The sequence below is a fragment of the Cupriavidus sp. 30B13 genome, assembly GCF_049059565.2.
Classification (GTDB): Bacteria; Pseudomonadota; Gammaproteobacteria; order Burkholderiales; family Burkholderiaceae; genus Cupriavidus.
In genome coordinates this window covers 60,655-84,710 of the sequence record NZ_CP188223.1, presented here as the reverse complement: position 1 = coordinate 84,710, position 24,056 = coordinate 60,655, and the positions used below count along the sequence as shown (strand labels likewise).

At 59.2% G+C, this 24,056-nt stretch carries 12 protein-coding genes; all 12 read right to left on the bottom strand.

Annotation, left to right across the window (positions count from 1 at the left end):
* Positions 1 to 71: 71 nt before the first annotated feature.
* The 12 genes from tnpC to gyrB all read right to left on the bottom strand — a co-directional run bounded on the left by tnpC (position 72) and on the right by gyrB (position 23,989).
* The gene (tnpC, locus tag ACKI2N_RS00320) at positions 72 to 1,610 is read right to left on the bottom strand and encodes an IS66 family transposase (RefSeq protein WP_420995174.1); all 1,539 of its coding nucleotides are present in this window, start codon (positions 1,608 to 1,610) and stop codon (positions 72 to 74) included.
* Positions 1,611 to 1,640: 30 nt separating this feature from the next.
* Positions 1,641 to 1,988, bottom strand: coding sequence for an IS66 family insertion sequence element accessory protein TnpB (tnpB, locus tag ACKI2N_RS00315; RefSeq protein WP_420995173.1), 348 nt, complete (start codon positions 1,986 to 1,988; stop codon positions 1,641 to 1,643).
* The gene (gene tnpA / locus ACKI2N_RS00310; protein ID WP_420995172.1) at positions 1,985 to 2,368 is read right to left on the bottom strand and encodes an IS66 family insertion sequence element accessory protein TnpA; all 384 of its coding nucleotides are present in this window, start codon (positions 2,366 to 2,368) and stop codon (positions 1,985 to 1,987) included. The genes tnpB and tnpA overlap by 4 nt, the downstream gene beginning before the upstream one ends.
* A 208-nt stretch (positions 2,369 to 2,576) precedes the next feature.
* Complete coding sequence (gene dpdD / locus ACKI2N_RS00305) at positions 2,577 to 4,844, bottom strand: protein DpdD (protein ID WP_420995171.1); 2,268 nt, start codon at positions 4,842 to 4,844, stop codon at positions 2,577 to 2,579.
* On the bottom strand, positions 4,841 to 5,374 hold the full coding sequence (dpdK, locus tag ACKI2N_RS00300) for a phospholipase D-like domain-containing protein DpdK (RefSeq protein ID WP_420995170.1): 534 nt from the start codon (positions 5,372 to 5,374) through the stop codon (positions 4,841 to 4,843). The genes dpdD and dpdK overlap by 4 nt, the downstream gene beginning before the upstream one ends.
* Complete coding sequence (dpdJ, locus tag ACKI2N_RS00295; protein ID WP_420995169.1) at positions 5,371 to 9,939, bottom strand: protein DpdJ; 4,569 nt, start codon at positions 9,937 to 9,939, stop codon at positions 5,371 to 5,373. Before dpdJ ends, dpdK begins: the two co-directional genes overlap by 4 nt.
* A gap of 15 nt (positions 9,940 to 9,954) precedes the next feature.
* Entirely contained in the window at positions 9,955 to 10,671 is a 717-nt protein-coding gene (dpdI, locus tag ACKI2N_RS00290; RefSeq protein WP_420995168.1) for a protein DpdI, read from the bottom strand.
* Positions 10,662 to 13,760, bottom strand: a complete 3,099-nt coding sequence (gene dpdH, locus ACKI2N_RS00285; RefSeq protein WP_420995167.1) for a protein DpdH — start codon at positions 13,758 to 13,760, stop codon at positions 10,662 to 10,664. The genes dpdI and dpdH overlap by 10 nt, the downstream gene beginning before the upstream one ends.
* A complete protein-coding gene (gene dpdG, locus ACKI2N_RS00280) occupies positions 13,757 to 14,707 on the bottom strand; it encodes a protein DpdG (protein ID WP_420995166.1) in 951 nt (316 codons plus the stop codon). The genes dpdH and dpdG overlap by 4 nt, the downstream gene beginning before the upstream one ends.
* Positions 14,704 to 17,298, bottom strand: a complete 2,595-nt coding sequence (gene dpdF / locus ACKI2N_RS00275; protein ID WP_420995165.1) for a protein DpdF — start codon at positions 17,296 to 17,298, stop codon at positions 14,704 to 14,706. Before dpdF ends, dpdG begins: the two co-directional genes overlap by 4 nt.
* On the bottom strand, positions 17,295 to 20,588 hold the full coding sequence (gene dpdE, locus ACKI2N_RS00270) for a protein DpdE (RefSeq protein WP_420995164.1): 3,294 nt from the start codon (positions 20,586 to 20,588) through the stop codon (positions 17,295 to 17,297). Before dpdE ends, dpdF begins: the two co-directional genes overlap by 4 nt.
* 869 nt (positions 20,589 to 21,457) lie before the next feature.
* Positions 21,458 to 23,989 (bottom strand): DNA topoisomerase (ATP-hydrolyzing) subunit B, encoded by a 2,532-nt coding sequence (gyrB, locus tag ACKI2N_RS00265; protein WP_420995163.1) that lies wholly within the window; start codon positions 23,987 to 23,989, stop codon positions 21,458 to 21,460.
* Positions 23,990 to 24,056: the final 67 nt, after the last annotated feature.

Below are 24,056 nucleotides of genomic sequence, written 5' to 3'. Positions count from 1 at the left end.
CGAATGTAAGCATCCGGCCATCACCGTCCTTGACGACGGTCGGCGAAGCCAGGTCGTGATGCTTGATGGCGTTATGGCGTTGGCGCGTCGAGGGTCGCCAACTCGGCAGCGACGGCCCAGGGCAGCAGTTCATCGATCCGGTTGATCGGATGATCGGCGATGCGGCTCAGCACATGGCGCAGGTACGCCTCGGGATTGAGGTGGTTGAGCTTGGCGGTGCCGATGAGGGTGTACATTGCGGCGGCTCGCTCCCCGCCGCTGTCAGCTCCCGCGAATAAAAAATTCTTTCGGCCAAGGGCGACGGCGCGCAACGCGCGCTCGGCGCTGTTGTTGTCGATCTCCAGGCGCCCATCGTCCGCATAGCACGTGAACGCGTCCCAACGCTTGAGCGTGTAGAGGATCGCCGCCGTGGTGTCCGACTTGCGTGAGAGCTTGGGCGCGGTCCCTTCTAGCCAGGCCTTGAGCGTCGCGAGCCGAGGTACGGCCTCGCGTTGCCGGATCTTGCGCCTCAGGTCCGGTGGCTGCCCTCGGATCTCGCGCTCGATGTCATAGAGTTCGCCGATGCGTGCCAACGCCTGTTCGGTGACGGCATTGGGCCGCACTGCATGCAACTCGTGGAACTTGCGTCTGGCGTGAGCCCAGCAAGCAACTTCCTGCACTCTGCCTGTTTCATAGACTGCATTGAAGCCGGCGTATGCGTCCGCTTGCAGCGTCCCGGCGAAGGATCGCAGATGGTGTTGCGGGTGTTCGCTCTTGCGATCAGGCGAGTAGGCGAACCACACTGCAGGTGGCGTGGCGTCTGCCGATGGCCGGTCGTCACGCACATAGGTCCATAGCCGCGCAGTCTTCGTCTTGCCATTGCCCGGCGCGAGTACCGGGATCGGCGTATCGTCGCCGTGCACCTTGTTGCCACCCATCACATGGCGTTGGACGGCGGCCACCAGCGGGCTGAGCAATGCCGAGCAGCCTCCGACCCAGTCACCCAGCGTCGATTCGGGCAAGTCGACCCCTTCACGTTCCCAGCGAACGCGCTGCCGATACAGCGGCTGGTGGTCGCAGAACTTTGAGACCAGCACATTGGCAAGCAAGCCCGGGCCGGGGATGCCGCGGTCGATTGGCCGGCTGGGTGCGGGAGCCTGCACGATGCGATCGCAGCCAGTGCAGGCGAGCTTCACGCGCCGATGCCGGATAACACGTAACCGTGCCGGGACCAGTTCCAGTTGCTCGGAGACGTCTTCGCCAAGTACTTCGAATGCGCCACCACATGCGCAGCACGTGGTCTCCGCCGGCGTGTGAATCAAATCCTCGCGTTCCAGATGTGCGGGTAGCGGGTTGCGTCCACCGTTGCCATGGACAGTGCGCGCGCCAGGTGCACTTGCCGCAGCGACGCCTTCATCGGTCTGCAGTTCTTCGAGCTTGAGTTCGAGCTGCTCGATCTGCCGGTCCAACTTCTCGGACCGGTGGCCGTACTGCTGGCGCTTGAGCTTGGCAATCAGCAGCTTGAGGTGTTCGATCTCAATCGCGTGATCTCGCAGCGCGCTGTCGCGCGCGATGATCATCTCCTTCAGGGTGGCGATGTCGTCGGGAAGCGTGGCCGGATCGGTTTGCATGCCCCGCAGTGTAGGAAGCGGCGCAGCCGTTTACAAGGCGAGTGTCGGGCGCCAGGTGCGTTCTGGCTTGCGCCAGTCAATTCCTTCGAGCAGCATCGAAAGCTGCGCGGGCGTCAGGTGGACCTTGCCGCTGTCAGCCTGGGGCCAGACGAAGCGGCCTCGCTCCAGGCGCTTGGCCAGCAGGCAGAGACCGTCACCGCTCCACCAGAGCACCTTGATGAGGTCTCCGCGCCGGCCACGGAAGACAAAGACGTGACCGCTGTATGGATCTTCGGACAGGGTGGTGTGTGCCTTGGCGGCCAGACCATTGAAGCCGCAGCGCATGTCGGTGATGCCCGCGGCGATCCACACACGTGTTCCCGCAGGCAAGCCGATCATCGTAGCGCCTCGACGAACGTGCGCAGACAGTCCACGCCGACATCGTGCATCACGATCCTGCCCTTGGCCAGATGAAGCTCAACAGTCGCTATCGCTCCGGTGCACGAGGCCGCTTGCGAGGACGAACTGACTATCGGACCGACGCATACCGGAACGAACTCCACGCCCGCCTGCGCCATCGGTCCATACGTGCCTTGCTCGTACTCGCGACGCCATCTGGCCAGTTGGTTGTGGTTCAGATCGTGCTCGCGCGCAAAGCGCGCCAACGACATCGTCGATGACAGTAGCGTCTGCACCATCTGGCATTTGTACTCTGCCGAGAAGCGGCGCCTTGGCTCCCGACGATAACGATCTTCCTGATCCTTAGCTGACTGCGACATAGGTCCCCACTTATCGATAGGTGGGGACCTATTGTGCTTATCGATGCTTCAGCGTCTAGACGGTGCTGACCGGGCGCTTACGTTAGGGATATGCGCCCACCATTTGAACGCCGCATGGAGTCAGATCTCAAGAAAAGCATGGTTCTCGGGCTGAGATATTCGCGCAAGGCCGCAATGGCGGCGCCAGCATTCTTAAATAGGTCATAAGTTACCCGAGCCGCTCGAGTTCCCTGAAGACGCAGTCCAAAATGCTAGCACTCCCCTTCCCCAAGGGGAGGAGAGTTTGCCGGTTGCGGCGCGCCTCCTTCGCCGCGTAATAAGCTTGGTGCTTGCTGCTCTTCCAGGCAAAGACAAAGATATCGGCGTTCGCCGCGAGATGCTTGAGTTTGTCTGTTGCCGCCACGTCGGCATTCACCTCCACTCGTGCCAGAGGCAAGAGATTTCGCAAGAATTGCCTCGCGCGCTGCCCGGCGGGCTCAGTTAGGGTATAGATACCGATCAAGCCGTCGAAGTCAGCACGCGCAACTGTTTCGGAATTTCCCTCTTCCTGGAATGGGAAAGTCTCAAGCAAGTCAGCGCAGCCGTAATCCTTCGCCAGCAGGGACAGGATTGCATGCTGTGCTGGGCTAAGGCGATGGGCGTGGGTGCGCGCCACCCCGACGACGGCCATGAAAAAACGCAGTCGCGACTCGTTGTCTGGGGAAGCATGCAGCGCTAGGATTTCAGCCGCATTGAGGGCCCAGTCGACATTGCCGGGGGCATCGTTAGCGGTAACTATCTCTGCGTACGCGTCAAGCGCTTCGACGTAATCATCCTTCGACGGACCAAGGCTAACCAGCGCCTGCATCAGGACAGACGCCAACTCGAGTTCATTGGCCGACACCATGCCATTCCATGCCACGATGCGGATCAGCATCGTGTAAAGCGGTATGAAGCCACGCATCGGGTATGCGGGGCGATCCACGAAGAATTCCACCAAGGCCGCAAAGGCATCGCGAAATACATGTTCCGCCTCACCACTGGCGTTGCCGATCTTTTCGGCTAACTGGCGGCAGGCCTGTGGATCTGAGAGATAGGTCTCGGTGCTCCAGCGTGTGAGCGCCTCCTCCAAGATCTGCAATGGATGTCGCTCGTAGCGGCCGCATTCGACATAGCGAGCCCAGGACAGCCAATCGGAATCGGGCCCAGCTTGGGGCGCCCTGGGGGCCTCGGGTGCTTCTGATGACTCCGATTGTAATTGCTGCAGTCGAGTCAGGTCGCGTTTTGTCCAGGTTACTCGTGCGGTCTCAGGTGCAGCACTCACCGCTATGAGCACTCTGCGGGTGATTTGAGGATCCGCTAACTCCACTGCGCAACGCAGCATGGCACTGTACGTCCATGTGTCGGGAATGGCTTCAAACGACAACTTCAGCGCCAACTCATAATCGTCATCACCCAAGGCCTGACGTGCCAATTCAAAGACATCGGTACGCGAAGGCGGGGCGGACACCAAACGGCTGAACCAACGCTCGTGCAGTTCACGCCCTGCTTGGGTCGGATAAGCGGCAGCAATGGCCTCACAGCGCGCTACATTCGGTTCGTCCTGCACCAATTCATAGAGCAGGAAGGCCTTCAGCACATTGGGTTGGCGAATGCCTTTCCGCTCCCGAAACAGCGAGCCGAAGTGACGCGCAATGTCGTTCCGAAAAACGGTCAGAATATTGTCGACATTCGGCGCATCCTCGATGGCGACGATATAAGTTGAATAAAGGGCTTCAACCAGGTCGACGATGGTCTGAGCCGGTAACGACAGGCCCAGAACGGATTTGATCAGTGAGTAATCGTGCGCCAGTTGATGCTGGCGGCCGAGACCGGCCAGCATGCGGATTTCCAGATACTTGTGTTGCTCAGCGTCAATACGGCCGCTGGCGATCAATTCGTCGCGCAAGCGCTGCGCATCTGCCTCGTTGCCGGCCAAGAGGGCCCGATCAAACTCAGCGCGAATCTTGCCGAACGGACGTTGCGTGCGGTCAGGAATGTCTGGGCGGCGGCGCAGCAAACCGAGATACAACTGCAAGGCTTGTGTAACATCGCCGCGTGCTGCCGCATTCACTGGCCGCAAGCGGAAGACGAAACGACCAAAGCGTCTCTGCAAGACACCCTCGATCTCGTCGCCGCAATCGGCCGGCAGCGGTTGGCCACGGAAATCGCTGTAACTTGGGCCGGCGACAGCTGCCAATCCCTCAGCCAATTCAGCTGCCGAAGCCTCATTGCTAGCCATTGCATACCACTGAGACGGCCCATCGGCATCGAACACCGGCAGCACGATTGGCGATTCGGTACCTAGGGTGGCAAATGTGGCAATCCACGGGCTTACCTGCTCCAGCCATGCCGCCGGTGCCCGCCCGCCGACAATGGCTTCCCAGTGCAGCGCATTGCGCCCGGAGAAGAAACGCCCTAGCCAGGACTGTTCCTGAGGTGGCAAGACGTCAATCATGCAGCCTCCCTGTAGCGGGCGAACTCAAGGCGGGTGCGACCAAGATCGTGCTGATCGAGCGAGAACTCGACCCATTCGTCGTTGATCACCATTCCGTTGTAGGTCAAGTTCATTGAACCCATCAACAGGCAACGCGTGAGCAGGATACCCTTGGTATGCAATAGGGCGTGGATGTGCACCGCGAGTTGATCTTCCAGACTGTGCTCGCGAGCCAAATCGGCGATCCGGGTACGGAAGGCATCGTTGCTGGCTTCGCTGCGGGTGACGATGTGCACCTTTGAGCCGTGATTCATCAGCGTAACCAGCACGTCGGCGAGGCGGATCTCGCGCCGCCCCCATTCGGGATTGAGGGCATCGAAGCTACCGGACCGATTGTCGATCAAGACAACATTGCTGATCCAAGGAGAAACGATCCAAATCTCGTCGCCGGGTTGCAACACCTCGGCTACGAACATGGTCTGTAGCAATTCTTGGATAGTGGTGACGCCGGTAGTTTGCGTCTTGAAAATGCGCCGATAGAGAATATTCATTGCACTGCCTCGACGAGTTCCATATCGGCCTCGATCATGGATTGGGTTTGGCGGATACCCTGTAGGCGGACATAGGCGCGCAGGTAGCCGGATTCGACCGGATTGGTTACTAGTGCATTGAGCGCGGCAGCCAGGCGAGCACGTTCGGCTTCCGGGCAGGTCAGCGTCACTTGGCGGCCGGCGGTGAGTTGTTCGGCAGTCTGCGGCAACCAGTCATCGTCCAGCAGCGAAATGCAAACGCGATCGTCGCCGATGGTCTCTACCACTAACAAGCGCTCGATCAAAGGCAATTCAGTGAAGGGATTCCTCATTTGCAGTGCGGACTGTCGAATTGCCCTACCGCGGGGCCATAAGAGGCCGTAGATAGCGCCGAGGCGCCAGGCCGCGCGATCGCCGCCTGGAGGGGAGCCGATGTCGGAAACAATACGGTCGATTTCGTCCGATTGGCTTAGGTAATAGCTCATAACGCGCAGATCGACCTCGATGCCGATACGCGCCTCCTCAACCTGCCACTGATTAAGGACTCGGGAAAGGTAGAGATCGGTCGCCGAGCCCGATCCCGGTCGTAGAACACGGTTACCGAGCGCCACCAAAAAGCCGTGGAAGGACGAGAAACCTTCCTGCATCAGTGTTCGGCGTAAGCGTCGGAAGGACTGTGCCATTTCCTCCTGGCGGTCGGCGGCACGGAATTGGCGCACCAGTACGGCGCTTTCCGAATCGCCGCGCCCTTCGTCCTCAGCCAGCACGGTGACCATTTGCCTGAGTTGATGGTCGATCAACTCAAACTCGCCCATGCCCAGATTGGCGCGCACGGTAGCGAAGAAACGGCGCGGGTCTTCCGCGTAGCGCCGCATAAATTCCTCGATAAGCCCGTTGCCCCCCGGACTGCGCTCGGTAAACCAAGCCTCCACTGCATCTGAGTCGAGGCCGGCGGCTTGGCCGGTGAGTGCCGGGCCCCGGTCTAAGTCCACCGTCAGGTCTTCCGGATCGATGCTCGGGCATAGGTCGGTGATGGAGCGTAGAAGTGCTGCAGCAAGGGTCGAATGGTAGACCCCGCGTAGCCACGACTCCCAGCCGGCATCGATCGACTCCCAGAGCATGGCGCCAAACTGGTGCAATTCCGCAGTCACAATGGGATCGCGCAGACAGGCGTCCAGTTCCTGGCGCAGCTTGTCCGAACTGCCCGCCGCCTGGTCGTCGCCCTGTACCTCGACCACTTGCGACTGGAATAGCAGGCTCAGAACATCCGGAAGCGAGATCGACGCCTGGCCCAGTCGAATGGATGCGTCGGCCTCGGCCAAGCCGATCTGTCGGTGTATCGCTTCAAAGGTCAGGGCAGACAGGTAAATTTGTGCTAACCACTCGCGAATGAAGGGGCTACCAATCATGGCCAAGCGCTCACCGCGCCAAGCAAGGTCGACGAAGCGGGCACTGCGTACGGCGCTCCACTTCGCTTCGTCGCCGGGATACTGGCGCAGGTGCAAGTCGGCGGGGATATGGATCTGGAACACCATACCGTCGGCGGCAAATTGTGCTCCCAGCCCGACCGCTTGATTCTCGCGTTGGAACACCGTGTCAGCCCGCACCTTCTCAGCACCGACGCCAATCTCCGCCGATGCGCCAATGGCAAAGCGCCGAATCTCGACTGGGGCATGGCGTGAGTGCGTAAAAAAGCCGATACGGGTGACAATCTCTGCCCACAAACTGCCGGCAGGCGGCGTCAGCCAACCCGGTTCGATGGTCGCGACGATTTGGCTATGCCACTCCAGGGAGGCATTCGACGAGTCTTTTACTGCCGTCGGCGGCGATTGCGGTGCCAGGCGCACCGGGCGGTAAACTGGCAGCGCCACCGTTTTACCACTCCGGCATACCAGATACTCCCCTAGCAGCACGTGGCTGCCGATGACATCGACATCGAGGCCGAAAACCCCGCTGCAGATGCCCGATCCACTCTGGAAATCCGGCAACGGTGCGATCCAGTGGCGCTCGGTACGATAGCGCACGCCATAGCGCCGGCTGACACGACCGGGGGCGAACTCGCGCAGTGCAGCGAACACCGACATCACTTCGGCGTTAAAAGGACTTGCCGAGTGCGACTCTGGCAGATCAATAGCGACCTCGGCTAAGTTAAGGTCAGCGAAGAGAGAACCCGGAATGAAGTCCGGTAATGGGGTGTTGAAGGATTGGTAGTCCTGTTGTGGCTTCCCGTCTGCACTCCAGTGACTCGCTAGGCGCCGGAGCGCGGTCGGCAGCACAGTTGTCAGCAGCGGTCGTGGGTACTCCCACAATATTGCCAACAGTTCGTCGTCAGACAGACGGAGCGCCCGGCGCAGATAGTCGGAGAGGCGCCGGGTACCCGCTTCGGTCTCAAGAGTATTACGCAGTTCACGTAGCAGGCGTTGGCGGCGCTGCGCATTGATTTTGTCGCCACCGCTCAGGTCGCTCCAAACACTGCCTGCAGGACCGTCCTGCAATCGCAATGCCAGGTAGTCGATGGTGGCATACACCGCTTGCATCCGGGTGATGTATCGGTTCTCCAACGGCAGCGTACGGACCGGCAATTCCGGATCGAACAGCAAATCGTAACTCTGGTAAGCCGCACGATCGCGGCCATAATCAGACAGCACGACCGCCGTCCACGGACGCATGCCTCGGGTGCGGCCGCCGCGCCCCTTGCGCTGCAGGAATCCCGCCATACCGCGCGGCGCCTTATGCTGGATCACCGCGCCGACGAGCGGATCGTCGAAACCAACTTCCAGTACGGCAGTGGCGACAATGACGTCCGCGCCGGCGTCGACACCGCGATCCTGGGAACTAACCCGCTTGACCACCAGGCGGTGTCTAAGGCCCTGATGCAAGTCTTGGCAGAAGCGCCAGTCTTGTCCGTTGGCATAGCGAAATAGCGAAGTTCCGGCCTCGCGCAGCACCGCCAGGCCGCCGTCAGGCGCATGGCGCATGTCGGGGTCGCCATAGCTATTGCGCCCCTCAGCACTGAGCAGGTCGAAGTACAGACGATTAATCACGTCCAGATTGTCGGTGAAGACAAAGGTACGCTGGCCGAAGACGCCGCGACTGACCGACTGTTCCTGCCACGCGGCTTTGGGATCTAGGCAGCGCTGCAATACCATGGCAGTTTGGATGGTGGTGGACAGAAGTGCCGTGCGCGAGACCGGATCGCCGCGCAGAGCAATCATGTACTCGGCACCCTCGGATTCGATCTCGCCAGCACGCGGCGACACTTCATCTACAAGGTTAGTGCGACACCCCGTCAGCGCAGCGAAGAACTGCGATGCTTCGCGCAAGGTCGCCGACAGACCAACGAAACGCAGCGGTTGCTCAAGCAAGCGTTGCCAGCGCCGCATGAGGTACGCCACTTGAGCGCCGTGCTTGCCTTCGTATGTGTGCACTTCATCCATCAACACCAGTTCCGGCGCATGCAGTGCCTTGGGTCCAACACCGAACAGATGCATCATCGAATTATCCGAGAGGCGCTGGTTCAGCATTTCGGTGGTAGTGAACAGGATGTCTGGTATGGAGTTCTTGAGCGATTCCCTGGTGAGCGGGAACGCGGCGCCGTCCAACACCGATCCGCAACAGGCGCACACCAAGCGCTCGCGGCCCTCACTACGATCCTTGTGCAACCAGCGCAACTCGCCGCCACAGTCGAGGCAGGCAAGAGTCGGACAGACTCGATCATTACCTACCTTGGGCCATTCACAGTACTGCGCGGAGTGCGGGGTATCGCCGTAGAGGGCACCGACGCGAATCGACACTTGGTCCTTTTGCGGCAAACCGGCTCGCAGGCTACGGATGCGCTGCAAGACCTCGCGCAGCTGATCCTTGAGCAGTTCGGTGCGGGGATATAGGGCGATCGCCTTGACCCAGCGCTCGGACTTGTCTTCCACCAGCACGTGGCGGTAAATCGACGCTAGCGCCGGTAGGTAAAAGGCAAGAGTCTTACCGCTGCCAGTACCAGCACAAACTATGGTCGCCAACTCCTCCCCGGTTTCGATGGCGCGCAAAATGCGCTGGGCCGCGCGGACTTGGAAGCCGGATAGACGGACAGTGCGGTCGCGCGACGTCAACAGCGCTTGCACAGCCGTCAGCAGCGCCGGACTCGGGGCCGCCTCACCGATCATGGTCAGCGCCAGCTCGACGGAGATGTCACGCGCCGGATAGCGGCGGCGGCGACGCAGAAAACGAAAGTCGGCGACTAAGCTAGGGGCCTGCTGCCAGCCGGTGGGTCCTGCGTGTTTCGGGAACAGTTGCCGCAAGCGCTGCAGTAAGCGCACGGTTTCCGCCATTCGTGAGCGGTAACCGGTGGCGCCACCGCTCCTAGGCACTTCAGCAATCCATTTGCGCTGCCGTAGTTCCGCCAGAACATCCTCGGCGGAGAAAAAATCCTCGAGACCATCGTTGATGGCTTCGTCGATCAGCGGATTGAGCAAGTCGCTTATCTCGTCAAGTCCGAAGGCGCCATCGACGATGCCCCAGACCAGCAACCTTGCTTCACGCTCTTCGATGCGATCCAGCACCGAGGCAAGAAAACGTTCGCGTGCTTCCAAAATGACTCCGTTCGATTAGCGTGCCCGCACTACATAGTTAGCAAGCATGTTATTCGTGCGAAGCCATTCAACGACCGCTTGGGTCAGGAAGTCGAGGCTAGCTCCGCTCCCCGCGGAGGTAGCGTTGAAGAATGCCCTCACCGGAACTGGCACGTCGTCATTCTCGACAAACCGAGTATCCGCCAAATCCTTCGAACACGCGTGCACCTCGCGCACTGTCTCGACAGTATCAGGAACGGTATTGCGGTATTGATTGAAACGCTGGTACAGGTGCGTATAACGCTCCAACGCTTTTCGGTTCTCTGGCAGCGTCTGCAGGATGGTCTGCTTGCGTTGCTCGGGAGGGACTCCGCCAAACAACTTGCTGCTGAAGTAGGTTTTCCAGTCCTGTCTTTGGAGCGTCTCTGCCGAGGCGTTGAACTCGGTGAGCGTGGATATCAGCTTGCTCCAACGCTGCCTATCTACTAGTGTGGTGGCCTTGGGTAACTCGGCGAAGCGGGCGCTGATCTGGCTGATCAGTTGCTTGGGCTTGTCGATATCTGGTATTGGTGATAACGGCACCCCCTCTTCCCGTAGCAGGGCATTGCGGCGTGCCAGCATCTCGACTCGAGCGGCCAGCGCCGCCAGTTCATTTCGCTTTGTGGCTAGCGCATCGGCTTCCTCGATGCCACTACTAGCGGCTTCCGCGCGCATCAAGCGTGCGCGGACATTACGAGCATCGTTTAGGAGCATGCCGTTTCTCCTTCAATTCCCAGGGCGCCCATTTCATTCAGGAGGTTTTCGAACAAGGTTTGGATCTCGCTGGCCTGCGCCTGTGGGTCCACGCCCTGGAACTGGTCCTCCAATCCCTTGGCGCGTTTCTCCGAGGCGCGCACCACCTTGCGTGCCACCTCGACGAACCGCGACGCTACGATGAGCGGATGGACGTCAAAGCGCCCCACGCGGCTGACCAACTGGCCATCGCTCTGCCCCTCTTCCCCTTCTCCGGTATTCGCAAGCACCGACAGTGCCTCGCGCAGTGCGCCGCTGCGAAACTCTTCGCACAGATTCTTGAAAGCCATGTGGCCCAAGCCGATTTCGGCCACGTTCCAGACGCCGGATTCCTTCAACTGATCTGCTAGCGCCCTGAGTTCTTCTGCAATCTCCTGCTTATCAAAGTTGTCGCCGAGCTCTGCCGTCAACCTGGTGCGAATGTTGCTTGCTCCTTGCAACACTTTGCGCACCAAGAGCTTTACGCGCGCTTCGCTCATCATCGCCAGCGCTTGCTTCAATTCGGTAGGCATCAAGTCGAGCACGTTTACGTTGGTCGCTTCGCTCTCCGGCAGCAAGCAGTCGGCCACCCTCACCATGTCCATGGCATAGGGCGTCCTACCAGTGCCGCCTTGGAAGCTGCCGCAGTAGGAGGCGACGAGTTGCGTCAGTTCTGGGCGTATCCGCAACGCCTGCTCCTGTAAAGCGCGCCACTCACCGAACTCCACAGGTGTCCCTTCAGGCGAACGCTGGGGGATATTTGGTGCTCCGAACAAGAAAGCGGTGAGACTGGCGGGGCTACGGTAGCGCTCACTGAGCCCGAGAATCCGACTGTTGATGGACAGCAAGCGTACTGCCATGCCGAGTTTCTGTTTCACGCCGGCACGTACGAGCGCCAATGCCTGCGGCATCAATCGGTCCGAAAGGTTGCCTATCCAGACCAGGTCATCGTCGACACCGGCGTAATGCATCTTGCCACCATTCAGGTGATAGAAGCGTGCCACAGCTGCCAGTTCCGCGCGCAACTGTCCAGTAGGATCAGTATGATCGTCCGCAACCTTAATGGGATTAGAGACAATGTTGCCCTCCCCGCCGGCATTCGGAATTGAAATCTGTTTTGCCGCAATCGGCGATTTTATGCAGCGCTCGGCAGACCAATCGACGCGGTCGGTAAGAGCCGACGCGATCGATTGTCGAATCTGATTGGCCACAGCCTGGTTAACGCGCTCCCCCTTCTGCACCCACCTCTCGAGTGCCTCCTTCAACTGGGCGTCGTCTGCCTTTGGTGGTGGATCCGGAGGTAACCGCTTAGAACCACCCGGCGTGACGACTGGAGGGGGATCAATGCGGAATTCGATGTTCGGTTGATCCAAGTTAAAGGCAGCGAATACCTCTCTCGGAATGTAGCCAATCTCCACCGGTGTACGCGGTGCATTGCCCCAGATCGCCACGACACGCCGATAGCGCTCCCGCACTTCTTCCGACACAGGAAGCGAAGCTAGCCACTGTGTAACCTCCGCATTCGTCCCCGGCGCATTGATGTCCGGCGGCGGGAACTGCCCACGTTCGAACGCAGATCGGCCTGGCAAGAGCACTCCGCGAAGAATATTGTCAATGATGAAGCGCGGCGTGAAGACCAGGGCGTTGTTCCTGGTGAGCGCTGCACGCGCCAGCCGCTCGATGGCTTGTTCGGTGTATGGAAATAGCGGAATGTCGCCATCCTTGCCAAAAGCGCCCAACATGGGAGCATCACTGGCATCGTCATCGACATAAGGTCCAATCCATGCGCCTTGGCTGGAGCGCGCTCCACCATTCATCTCAAAGTGACGCACCAATTCGCGGTAACCCCAACGCGCACCATTCAAGTAAGAAGCGACCAGCGCCTTCGTGCGGCGCAAGACTTCCTCCTCAGTGGATAATTCGCTTTCCACCTTCCACTCGCGCTTCGCACGGGTAGCAATCGTGTCCTCGGAATCTAGATAGCCGTCTGTCACTGCGATGACAGAACGCATCGTCGCCAACTCCATGACACCGTCGCGTACGCCCTCCTGGATCAACACCTTAAGCAATATGTCCTGGATGCCAGTGAGTGCCTTGAAGTCTTCCACGAAGATCACCAGCTCGCGCCGTTGCTGAAGCAACAGGCGGCGAATCTCTAGAATGACTTCCTGCAAAGTCATCCCACCTAATGATTGGTGCAGATTGAATAACTGGCGAATCGCTTGGTCGACAACCTTGCTATCGTTGAGCAAGCGTGTTGCAGTACGCATGCCTTCGCCCTCCCGCACTATTAGTGTCCGGGTGTAATAGGCTTGCGTTGGTGAGGCGGCCTTGGTGATGTCTATGGTATCTGGCAGTTGGAAATCGCCCGCATCGAAGTCCTTGACGTATACCTCTGGTTCAGCCTGATTTTTTCCAGCGATGGCTCGCTGCACGAACCTTGGAAATACCTTCTCTCGAAAATAGTCCACGAGGACCGGATCGCCCATGAATTTAGACAAATTGGCAGCATGTCCCCATCGTTCCTTCAAGGATGAATCGCGTGGGTTAATCCTAACCCGAGCTTCTAATTCTTTCGCCAATTCACCCAAAGCAATATCCAGTTCTCTTTGGAACCTGATAACTGCAGTTTCGATATTGAGTTCTTCAGTGATTGCCTTAGCAAACTCCGCCTTGACTGTCGCATATTCCGCTCCTGGTAGTCTTTCCAGGATCAATTCCACAACTCTCCGCAGACTTGCGCTCTTTGGGATACGGATAATCACATACCGTCCATCCTCATTCATGCTTTGCAGACGAGCTGTCAATATGCGCACCATGTGTGACTTACCGACACCGGATGCACCGGTGATAGGCACAACGTGGACGCCGGATGGCACATCCTTCGTGATCAGGTACTTGAACAGTTCGTCTTCGCTAGCTTCAAACTTCTCGCCCGAAGAAATTTGCTTGTAACTCAGTGGCGAGGGTTTGTGGACGGCTAGCAAGACGGCATCGTGCACGCCCTCAGCTTCGTGTTTGATGCAGTCATTAATTTCGGCGGCAGTAGGCCAATAATTGAGCAATCTCATGATGCGTCCTTCAACAAGCTGACATGGGTAAAACTTTCCCACGTCCGTCCCCCCTGCCCGACGAGCGTAAGTCGCGAACCGGCATCGGCCAGCGTCACCAAGCCGATCATTCCCTGCTTCTGCAAACGCCGCAAAGCGAACGACAGCGCAGTCGATAGGTGACCGGCAGCAGGCGCTGTCCACCGCTCGGGCCTTAGTACCTGTTCCACTTCGAGACGATAGGCGCCCGAATCCAACACCGGCAAACGTGCAGCCAAGCGCGACACGAACTCGGCCGCCGGCACTGTATCGCCCTTTTCAATCACCTCTTTTAATTCCGAGCGGACTGCTACTGTCGGGTCGCAGAAGAAACTGGATTCGTCGCCCGAGGCAAAGCCAAGGAATCTCGCCCAAGACCGGAACCCGGCCCAGCGTGTGTCGTTTAGAAAGATGAATCGTCCCGCTTGCACCTGGGTTTTGATCAAACTTTCGATTTCGACATGCGTGGTGGGTAGCGTGTAGATATCCTGGGTCAGGCACCAGGCCAAGCCGCGGCACAAGTCGGCAGTGCGCCCAACCTCCTCTTCCGAAATGTTGCCATTGGCGGGCCACAATGGCATCCCATGCTCCAAGCGCAAGGCGAGGTTGCGGCAAATGGCGGGCAAGCGCTCCATAACCGCGTCAACGGACTCCCCTCGTGCCAATTCAACGGCCAGACGAGTTTGGTCGCTGTCCTCCGTGAACAGCTCGAGAGCAGTCCAGCGGGCCAGCGTCGCGCGCGCCCGGGATGCCAAATCCTTACGCTTGTCGTTATCAGCTTCTTTGCCACTGTCCTTGTCAAGGCTGGACTGCGGGACGCAGACATTGATCAGATCATCGCGCGAAATCGCTTTGTCTCGCGCCACGATCCTGGCCAGGGTCAGGAGTATCGGATGGAGGCCATCGTTTTCACGGTTAAGAATGCTCATTGGATTATCGCTTGAGTAAGGTTTTCCAGATGCAGGGCATTCGGGCTTACGTCGGCAAGACGGCGCAAGCAATTGCCGGGATCCGGCAAGCCAAGCGGCAGCAGCACGAGGTGGAAGGGCCGTTGCAGCATCTGGATGTCCAAGATGAGTTCAGGGGACGAGTCCGGTTCCAGCACTGTCAAACGGGCCAGCGGGGAATAGGGCTCCAGATCGGAGTCCAGAACGGACCGGTGCAACAGTACCCGGTCGCGCACCTGCTGATATAACCGAATCCACTCGGGATAGCGCACTAAGGGCGATGCGGGATGGGCCGCCAATTCACGTATGCCGCACGACTGTACCAGCCATCCAGCGAATTGCAGAATTGACTGTCGGATGTCGGCCCAAGGTCGACTCTCGTCGTAAAAAACATAGGCGAAGGCAGGATCCACCCAAGGAAATTTTTCCCGCCAGGGGTAGGCCGACGATGGCAAAACGCGACTCACCGGCACCACCACCGGTTCGGCATAGTACCTGCGATTCCCGGTATCGAAACGGTCCTTCGGACAGCCGCCGCAAACCTCCGTAACCTGAACCGGCCAGCGCGTCGACCGAATGCGATACAACTGTGCAAGCGTGGCACCAACTTCCTGGCCGATCTGCTGGTCCAGTCCGCTGGACTGCGGCAATAGTTGAGACATCATTTGCCAGTTCCGCTCGGCCGCCTCCAGCGTCTTGTTTCTCGAGGCACTGATGGCGTCCTCCCAAACTTCCGGAATAAGATGGCCGTCGTTGCGGATTCGTACGCGCACGTTCGCCATTGCCGCTAGCATCGACGAAGCATCCTCGCCTGGCTCGGTATCCTGCTCGTCGCGATTGACCTCAATGTCAAGGGTAATGAGACCGGCCCGCGTCATCAGGCTAAGAGTACGCATGTTCCAGTTAACGTTGAGGTCACTCCCTCCTGGCAAGTGTTCGGGTACGGCATCGATATTGATCTTCCACGAGCCCTCCTCCTCGCTCTGGTGGCGTGACTGGTACATGGCCTTCCAGCGACTGAAGCCGAGTTCGTCGGAGATAATTTTGGGTTTTGCGAGTCTCTCCGGCAAACTCCAGTCGCTATCGTCGAATACCAATAGGCTGACCGACGACTTGCCATCACGGCCGCCGCGGCCCACCTCTTGATAGTAGCGGTCCAGGGTCTCCGGAATTGTTGCGTGGACCACCGTGCGCACATCGCTTTTATCGAGGCCGACGCCGAAGGCGGACGTGGCGACGATGCCGTCGAGGCGATTGGCCGCCCAATCCCCGAGAATTCGCAGCCGTTCGCTGTCGGGCGTCCCTCCGTCGAACGTGGCGATGCGACATAGGCCGCCGCGGCTATGCAACACTTTCTTCCAGCGCACAATTTCATCGCGTTTGGTGACGTAAAGAATGAATGGCCGAGGCGCATGGCGCAGCGCCTCTAGTACCCGTTCTTGTTTTTCCTGCGGCGATGCAGCCTTATAGAACCAATATTGCGGTTCGGGGCGAAGATGCACCGCCGACACCATTTGGACCCTCTCTGGTGGTCCGAATAGGCTCGCCAATGTCTCCACCGCCTCTTCCGTGAAAGTGGCACTCAACAGCAAGGTACGGAAACCACGCGGCGCCAATCGCAGCAGACTGTGACGCAGCCCTGCCAGGGCCTGAAAGGAAGGGCGGAATTCGACCCCCCACTGGGCGACCAGGTGGGCTTCATCGATCACGAAGTAACGCAGCATGCCAGCCGCAGCGGCATCCGACACGGCACGTAGCAACGAAGTGGTGAGCGCTTCCGGTGACGTGAACAGGATGCGCTGGGTGCCATTGCGCAAGCGCTGCCGTATCTCGACACGCTGTTCTTTAGATAGGCCGCCGTACCAGGCCAGTGGCCAGTCAGGACGGGAGGGACCGTTACTCCGAAACAGGTGCCGCATAGCACGTGCCTGGTCAAGGGCAAGCGCGACCGTCGGCACGACGAAGATGGTCAAATGGCCATCCTCTTTATTTACTAAGGCGGGGGCCTGCCCGACCAGGCTCTTGCCGGAGCCCGTGGGCAAATTGATCAATAGAGTATCGCCTTCTGGGATCAGGAAAGCGGCACGCACCGCCTCGCGCTGACCAGGGGACGAATAATTGGTAAAGCCGGTGGCATCACGAACGAAGGGGTCCACCTCGCATTGCATCATCCGACGCACCTTCTTGTCGGAAAAGACATCGGCGAACACGCCATGTTCCCCGCTGCCAAGCCACTCGGGATGCCACTCCGAAGCTGTCAACAGATAGGCAGCGGGCCCCGCCTCGATCGCTTCCACCCCATGGGTAGCCCAACTCACTCGATCGGGCCACCCCTGACCGGCAGGCACACGCAACCGCATGCTCTTGCCGGCGCCGTCGCTGGTGCGGAGCAAGACGTGCCGCAACAAGGGTTGCAGGTCGGCATGCCATGCTGTATTGCGGGGGTGGGCTTGCGCTGCACTCAACACTTGGCAAATCCGGTCCAGCACGCTGTCGCCCACCTTTTCCGGCCAACCACTGGCCACTGGCCAATCCGCAAGCACAGCCTGCAATTCATCGAAGCCGAAGCTCATGCTTCCTCCCGGATGAAGCGTTCGATGAGCGATACAGGTTCGCTAGTGAGAAAGACCACGCCGGCGACGTCGACTTTCACCGAAGGGGATGATATGCCGCGATGGAGAGCCTCGTTAAGCGCCTGCTCGAGAGCGAGTTGCCGCGCCTCAACCTCTGCCTCCCTGCCATGCAAGGACTGAACACGGGTCTGCAACTGGGCGTAGCGGATCTCGTCTTCGGCCAGCGCCTGCTCCAGCGCGCGATTCTGCCGCCCCTTCAATTCCGGCCTCGCCATCATAATAGCCAGCGCACAGTCGCGCATCCGCTCGCAGCGCTTCTCCCAGTTGGCGAAAGTATCCGGTGCCATCCCCCGAAAAGCACGTAAATATGGCATCTCGAGATTCTTGTCGATGTATCCGTTCCCACCATGTTTTGCGTATTCAGGCGTCAAATAACACTCAATAAAATCTTGCGGCAGTTCATCCCCCTCCTCATCTACCCAGACTTGCATCACCACTGGGCGAAACAAGGTGTCACCGCGCCGCGCCAGAACAGCCTGCGCCGCCTCGCTCGATTGCCCACTGTCGGAACTGATAACGGCGAGGCCTTCATCCAAGCGTGTTTCGATCACAAAATCGAAGCGAAAGCAGAGTCGGATTTCGGACGACGAAAATCGGTCGAAGACTTGCCGCCACATTGCATAACTGCGACCGCGGTCGTCCAAGTCAGAAAACGACTTAATAGCCTCGATGAACTCTGTACCGTAACGCAGTGGGCGAACCCTTCGGCTGACGGCGGTCGGACGGTGCACGACGTACGGATAGGACTGCGGCCGAATCGAACGACTGCCAGGCGCTTCAAAGTCGATGGCGCCCAAAAAATCGTCTACGAACCCGGACGAAGGAATGAGTGTCGGCGGAGCTTTAGTCTCGCCATCGGGTGAGCAGTAATGTAAGCGAAAGGGTTCGTCGATAGACTGGGTACCGGGCCGACGCGGTTCGTATACCTTACTGAAGAGAAGGGTGTCCTCGATCCAGTACATCATCGCGTCGCGGATAGTCCTCCAGTCCGCATCGGCTTCGAACAGGTCGTCCAAGTCCGCCTCGGGCACTGGCGACAGTTGGTCCAGTGCATCTTGCTGGTCGATCAGTTTAAGTTCGCGCGCCACCAACCCCGAGGGACCAGCCAACCTTTCACGCAGCGCATCAAGTGCTTCGACGCCGTCATGGATCAGGGTCCCCGCTAAGGTACCCAACTCGGCCTCAACTAGGTACTGCAGGCTGGAGATGGACTGACGGAAAACACCCCACCCCTGGTCGATAACATTGAACCATGCTGCTTGCAGTGGTGCGTCTTCATCAATTAGCACGTAAGACTGTACCGCCCTGCCGGCGCCATAACGGTCGACGCGCCCAATGCGTTGCTCGATGCGATTCGGCTGTACCGGGAGGTCGAAATGCACCAGTACCTTGTCCCCGCCCTGTAGGTTGATGCCCTCTTCTGCATTGTTGTCGCAGACGATGACCCGGATCGCCGGATTGGTCAGGAACCCGCGCCAAGCGTGCCCATCAATATCAGTACCGATCTCTCCGATATCATGCCGTACCGCGGCGATATGGTGATTCTTTAGATAAGCAAAGACTTCGTCTGCGGCATTCTCGCTGGCGCAAAAAACCACCGCTTTGGTCAATTCCCGCAGCGAGCGTAAGCCCTCACACAACCGGTGAAGGCGAGTCTCCATCCACTCTTCGCCCTCAGCGATGCAGATGGCGGTGTCAAGAAGTGCATCCTCTCCCTTGAAAGACGCATAGGCATCGCTCTCGATACCGCGTCGACGCACTAAGCAAAGTTGGTGAAAGGCACCTAGATCCTCTGACAGGGCGCAAACCGCGCTCCAATAGAACGCTTCTAGCGCCTGCGCGACAGTGGCATCCATCGAACCTATCGACATCGAGGCGCTGACGCGCCAGTCCTCCAGCGCTGATTCGAGATGCGTAATAGGCGAACCCTTGACCGTCCAGACTTGCGCCCCGTTGCGGTCCGGCGTTAACCCTTCGACATGTCTACGGCGATTGCGCAAGATCCGGCGATTGAGACGGTAGGTCTCCGAGATATGAGCTCGCAATTGCCGTACCGCCGCACAAAATTGCGAGTCATTCTCGTCTGGCAACTCGAGTAGCTTCTCTTTCAGTGCCTGCGTCAACTGTACCAGCCGTGGGTCGTTCGGAACACGGTCGATCAGGTCATCGAGCGCGGCATCCATGAAAAAGGAATTGCTGGGATCGAGGGCAGCAACAGTTTCGGCCAATGCCTGCCGGTTGACGATCTTGGCATGAAAGCTCTCCAGGTCATCGAGCGGGTAAACTACTGGGTCCAATAGATGCAGCATGCGGAGAAACCCCGCCTCGTTTCGCAGAATGGGCGTTGCCGACAACAGCAGCAAGCGGTCAGTGTTCTGCGCCACGTCGCTAATAAGGCGATACATCTCTTGCATCGTCTCGCCTGCATGGGGGTCGGCCAAGTGATGCGCTTCGTCGATGACCACCAAGGACAAGTTGCGCAGAACCTCACGCAAGTCCTTGCTATCTTCCTGGGGCAGCACGAATACCGAATCGTCGACGAAGTCCTTCAGGCCAAAGCGAACTATCAATTCCTCTCGCCACTGATTTACCAAGGCATGCGGGACCAGGACAAGGATTCTATGCTCACGTAAGTCGTCGAGCACTGCTTGGCGGATGACGATTCCCGCCTCAATCGTCTTGCCGAGGCCGACTTCGTCGGCAAGCAGATAACGCTGGGATTGATCGGTCAAGACGCGCCGGACGACGTCGAGCTGGTGCGCCTCCAACTCGATAGATGAGGAAAGCAAGGCGGAGATGCCAAATGCACTACCCCTCTGATAGAGGTAATTCTGTAGGAAGCCGGAACGTGCCTCAGCATAGCGTGGCGTTTCGGTCACGAAACTACCGAGGAAGACGACCGGGTCTTGGATCGGGCGCTTCCATCGAACGAAGACCTGGTTGTAGTCCAGATAGACGTCGAGTTTGTCAGCCAGGCGGACTTCGACACCTTCACCGTCGTCCTCGCGTACTCGTCCGATGCGCCACTGATTTGCGAGCTCATTGTAGGTGTAAACGCGGGTATTGCGCCCTAACCGCTTCAGCTTAATGAACGATGACGGCACTTCCACCCGGTACCACCCTCCGCTAACTGGTGAGTCGAAATACTCGACTACAGCCTGCGAACCATTCTGGTGGACAACCTTGCCCAGACCGTCTTTTTCAGCATTTTTAACCAAACAGAACATCATCCGCCTTGCATGTATGAATTTGACGTCCGTGTGGTCCACCGGCGGGGCCGAGCAACCTCGCTGGACCGCCTAAGGATCTTCTTTTCCTTCTCGGTTTCCACATGCTCTCGAACCCACCTTGCTGTCGGGAGTTGAATTTGGCTTGCCAACCTGCGGGCTCAATCATCAAATCGCTGAATTGAGACCAATAACTGCAACGCATAGAATACTGAAGTGGTAAATAACTGCCAATATCCATTCGCGCCCAATACGCAGCAACGTTTTTGCCGCCAAGCGACTCGCATCCCGCTAGCAGACGCACGCGTGATTTTCGGATCGAATCTGGTATTTCGCCGAGGCCGACTAGTGAGCATGCGACCGTCTGATGCGCTTTTTTTTGTAGGGCCATCATTTCTCGCTAGAAACCTCATCACTGTCTCGGCAAACGGTTGTTCCACCAAGCTTCTGGTGGCACAAAGGCTCGGCGTAGAAAACAAAGATGGCCAGTTCCCGGAGCAACCATTCGACGGTGTGCTTTAATAGCAACTCAAGGTAGTTACGAGGTATTTCGACCGGGGTTTACGCCAAAATTCGACCGATCAGGCCGGTTTCACACCCGTCATTCCACAGTGTACGTTTTATCCTTATCGGCGTGGAATTCGGAGTTGCTGACCCAACTTAAGTGGGGGGCGGTGTACCTCGGAACAGCCTCCGTAAAGAGGCTCGATTCTTGCATAAATGCGTGGCCTGTATTCAGATTGTGAAGAGGGCTTACGCGTAGCCTGCGATCTTCAAATTCAAGAAAAAAAGCCGGCTATCGAAGCCGGCCTCTTGCCCATGATTAGGTCGCTATAATTGAGCTGATTCTTACCCCGGGGATTAAGTGAGCCCTAGACATCAATATTCCGCGCCACCAACGCATTACTCTCAATAAAATTCCTACGCGGCTCCACCTCATCCCCCATCAGCGTAGTAAAAATCTGATCGGCAGCAATAGCATCCTCAATCTGCACCTTAAGCAACCGGCGCTGAGTCACATCCAGCGTGGTCTCAAAAAGCTGCTCAGGATTCATCTCCCCCAGCCCCTTGTACCGCTGACGCGAAACCCCACGCTCGGCCTCCGAAAGCAGCCACTGCATGGCCCCGTGGAAGTCATTCACGGTCTGGTCACGCATCTTCTCACCCTCACCACGGCGCACCTTGGTGCCTTCGGGAATCAGCCCCTGGAAGGTCTTGGCGGCCAGCGACAGCGCGGCGTAGTCCGCGCCGTGGACGAAGTCCGCGTCCAGGTGGGACAGGCGCACGTTGCCGTGGTGGCGGCGGGCGATCATCAGGCGGTGCTTGTCGGTCTTCTCGTCGAACTGGGCGTAGACGTCCGCGGTGCCGTCGTCGTTGACGGCGGCGCCGAGCAGGGTCTTGGCGTGCATTTCGCTGAGCTTGGCCTTGAGCGCGGTGGCCGAGGCTTCGGCGGCGGCGGCGCTGTCGAGGTCGAGTTCCACGCCGTCGGCGATGGCGCGCAGGGCGTCGGTGTCGACGATGCGGGAGAGGCGGCCGATCACGCCTTCGGCGAGCTGGTACTGGCGGGCGAGTTCGGTGAGGGCGTCACCGGAGACTTCGCTGCCGTCCGGGTTGATCAGCGCGGCTTTTTCCATGGCCAGGCGCAGCAGGTAGGCGTTGAGCTCGTTGTCGTCCTTGATGTAGCGCTCTTCCTTGCCGTGCTTGATCTTGTAGAGCGGCGGCTGGGCGATGTACACGTAGCCGCGCTCGATGATGTCGGGCATCTGGCGGTAGAAGAACGTGAGCAGCAGGGTGCGGATGTGGGAGCCGTCCACGTCCGCGTCGGTCATGATGATGATGCGGTGGTAGCGCAGCTTTTCGAGGTTGTAGTCTTCCTTGCCGATGCCGGTGCCCAGCGCCGTGATGAGCGTGAGCACTTCCTGGCTGGAGAGCATCTTGTCGAAGCGGGCGCGTTCCACGTTGAGGATCTTGCCCTTGAGCGGCAGGATTGCCTGGAACTTGCGGTCGCGGCCTTGCTTGGCGGAGCCGCCTGCGGAGTCGCCCTCCACCAGGAAGAGTTCGGACTGGGCGGGGTCTTTTTCCTGGCAGTCGGCGAGCTTGCCGGGCAGGCCCATGCCGTCGAGCACGCCTTTGCGGCGGGTCATTTCGCGGGCCTTGCGGGCGGCTTCGCGCGCGCGCGCGGCGTCGACGATCTTGCCGCAGATGATCTTGGCGTCGCCGGGGGTCTCGAGCAGGAAGTCGGACAGTGCCTTGGCGACGAGTTCTTCCACGGGCAGGCGCACTTCGGAGGAGACGAGCTTGTCCTTGGTCTGGGAGCTGAACTTGGGCTCGGGCACCTTGACGGAGAGCACGCAGGCCAGGCCTTCGCGCATGTCGTCGCCGGTGGTCTCGACCTTGGCCTTCTTGGCGATCTCGTTTTCTTCGATGTACTTGTTGATGACGCGGGTCATCGCGGCGCGCAGGCCGGTGAGGTGGGTGCCGCCGTCGCGCTGCGGGATGTTGTTGGTGAAGCAGAGCACCTGTTCGTTGTAGCCGTCGTTCCACTGCATGGAGACTTCCACGGCGATCCCGTCTTTCTCGGTGTTGGCGTAGAAGATGTTGGGGTGCAGGACGCTCTTGCCGCGGTTGATGTACTCGACGAAGCCTTTGACGCCGCCGGAGAAGGCGAAGTCTTCTTCCTTGCCGGTGCGCTGGTCGGTCAGGCGGATGTGCACGCCGTTGTTCAGGAACGAGAGCTCGCGGATGCGCTTGGAGAGGATCTCGTAGTGGAACTCGACGTGGGTGAAGATTTCTTCGTCGGCGAGGAAGTGGACTTCGGTGCCGCGCTTGTCGGTGGGGCCGATGATCTTCATCGGCGAGACTTCCACGGGCTGGCCGTCGGGGCCGTTGACGGTTTCCACCAGGCGGTTCTGCACCGCGCCTTGCGCGAATTCGAGCAGGTGGGCCTGGCCGTCGCGGCGCACGGTGAGGCGCAGCCACTTGGACAGGGCGTTGACGCAGGACACGCCCACGCCGTGCAGGCCGCCGGAGACCTTGTAGCTGTTCTGGTTGAACTTGCCGCCGGCGTGCAGCTCGGTCATGGCGATTTCGGCCGCGCTGCGCTTGGGTTCGTGCTTGTCGTCGAACTTGACCAGGGGCGGGATGCCGCGGCCGTTGTCGGTGATCGAGATCGAGTTGTCGCTGTGGATGGTGACCTGTATCTCGGTGCACCAGCCGGCCAGCGCTTCGTCGATGGAGTTGTCCAGCACTTCGAACACGAGGTGGTGCAGGCCGGTGCCGTCGGACGTGTCGCCGATGTACATGCCCGGCCGCTTGCGCACCGCCTCCAGGCCTTCCAGGATCTGGATCGATCCTGCGCCGTAGCTGTTTTCCTGTTGCGGTTGCGGTTGTTGCTGTTCGGTCATGTTCTCTTACTCACGGCGAATGCGGCGTTTCGCGCGGCGCCCGGTCGGGCGCGCTGCGGATGGGCCG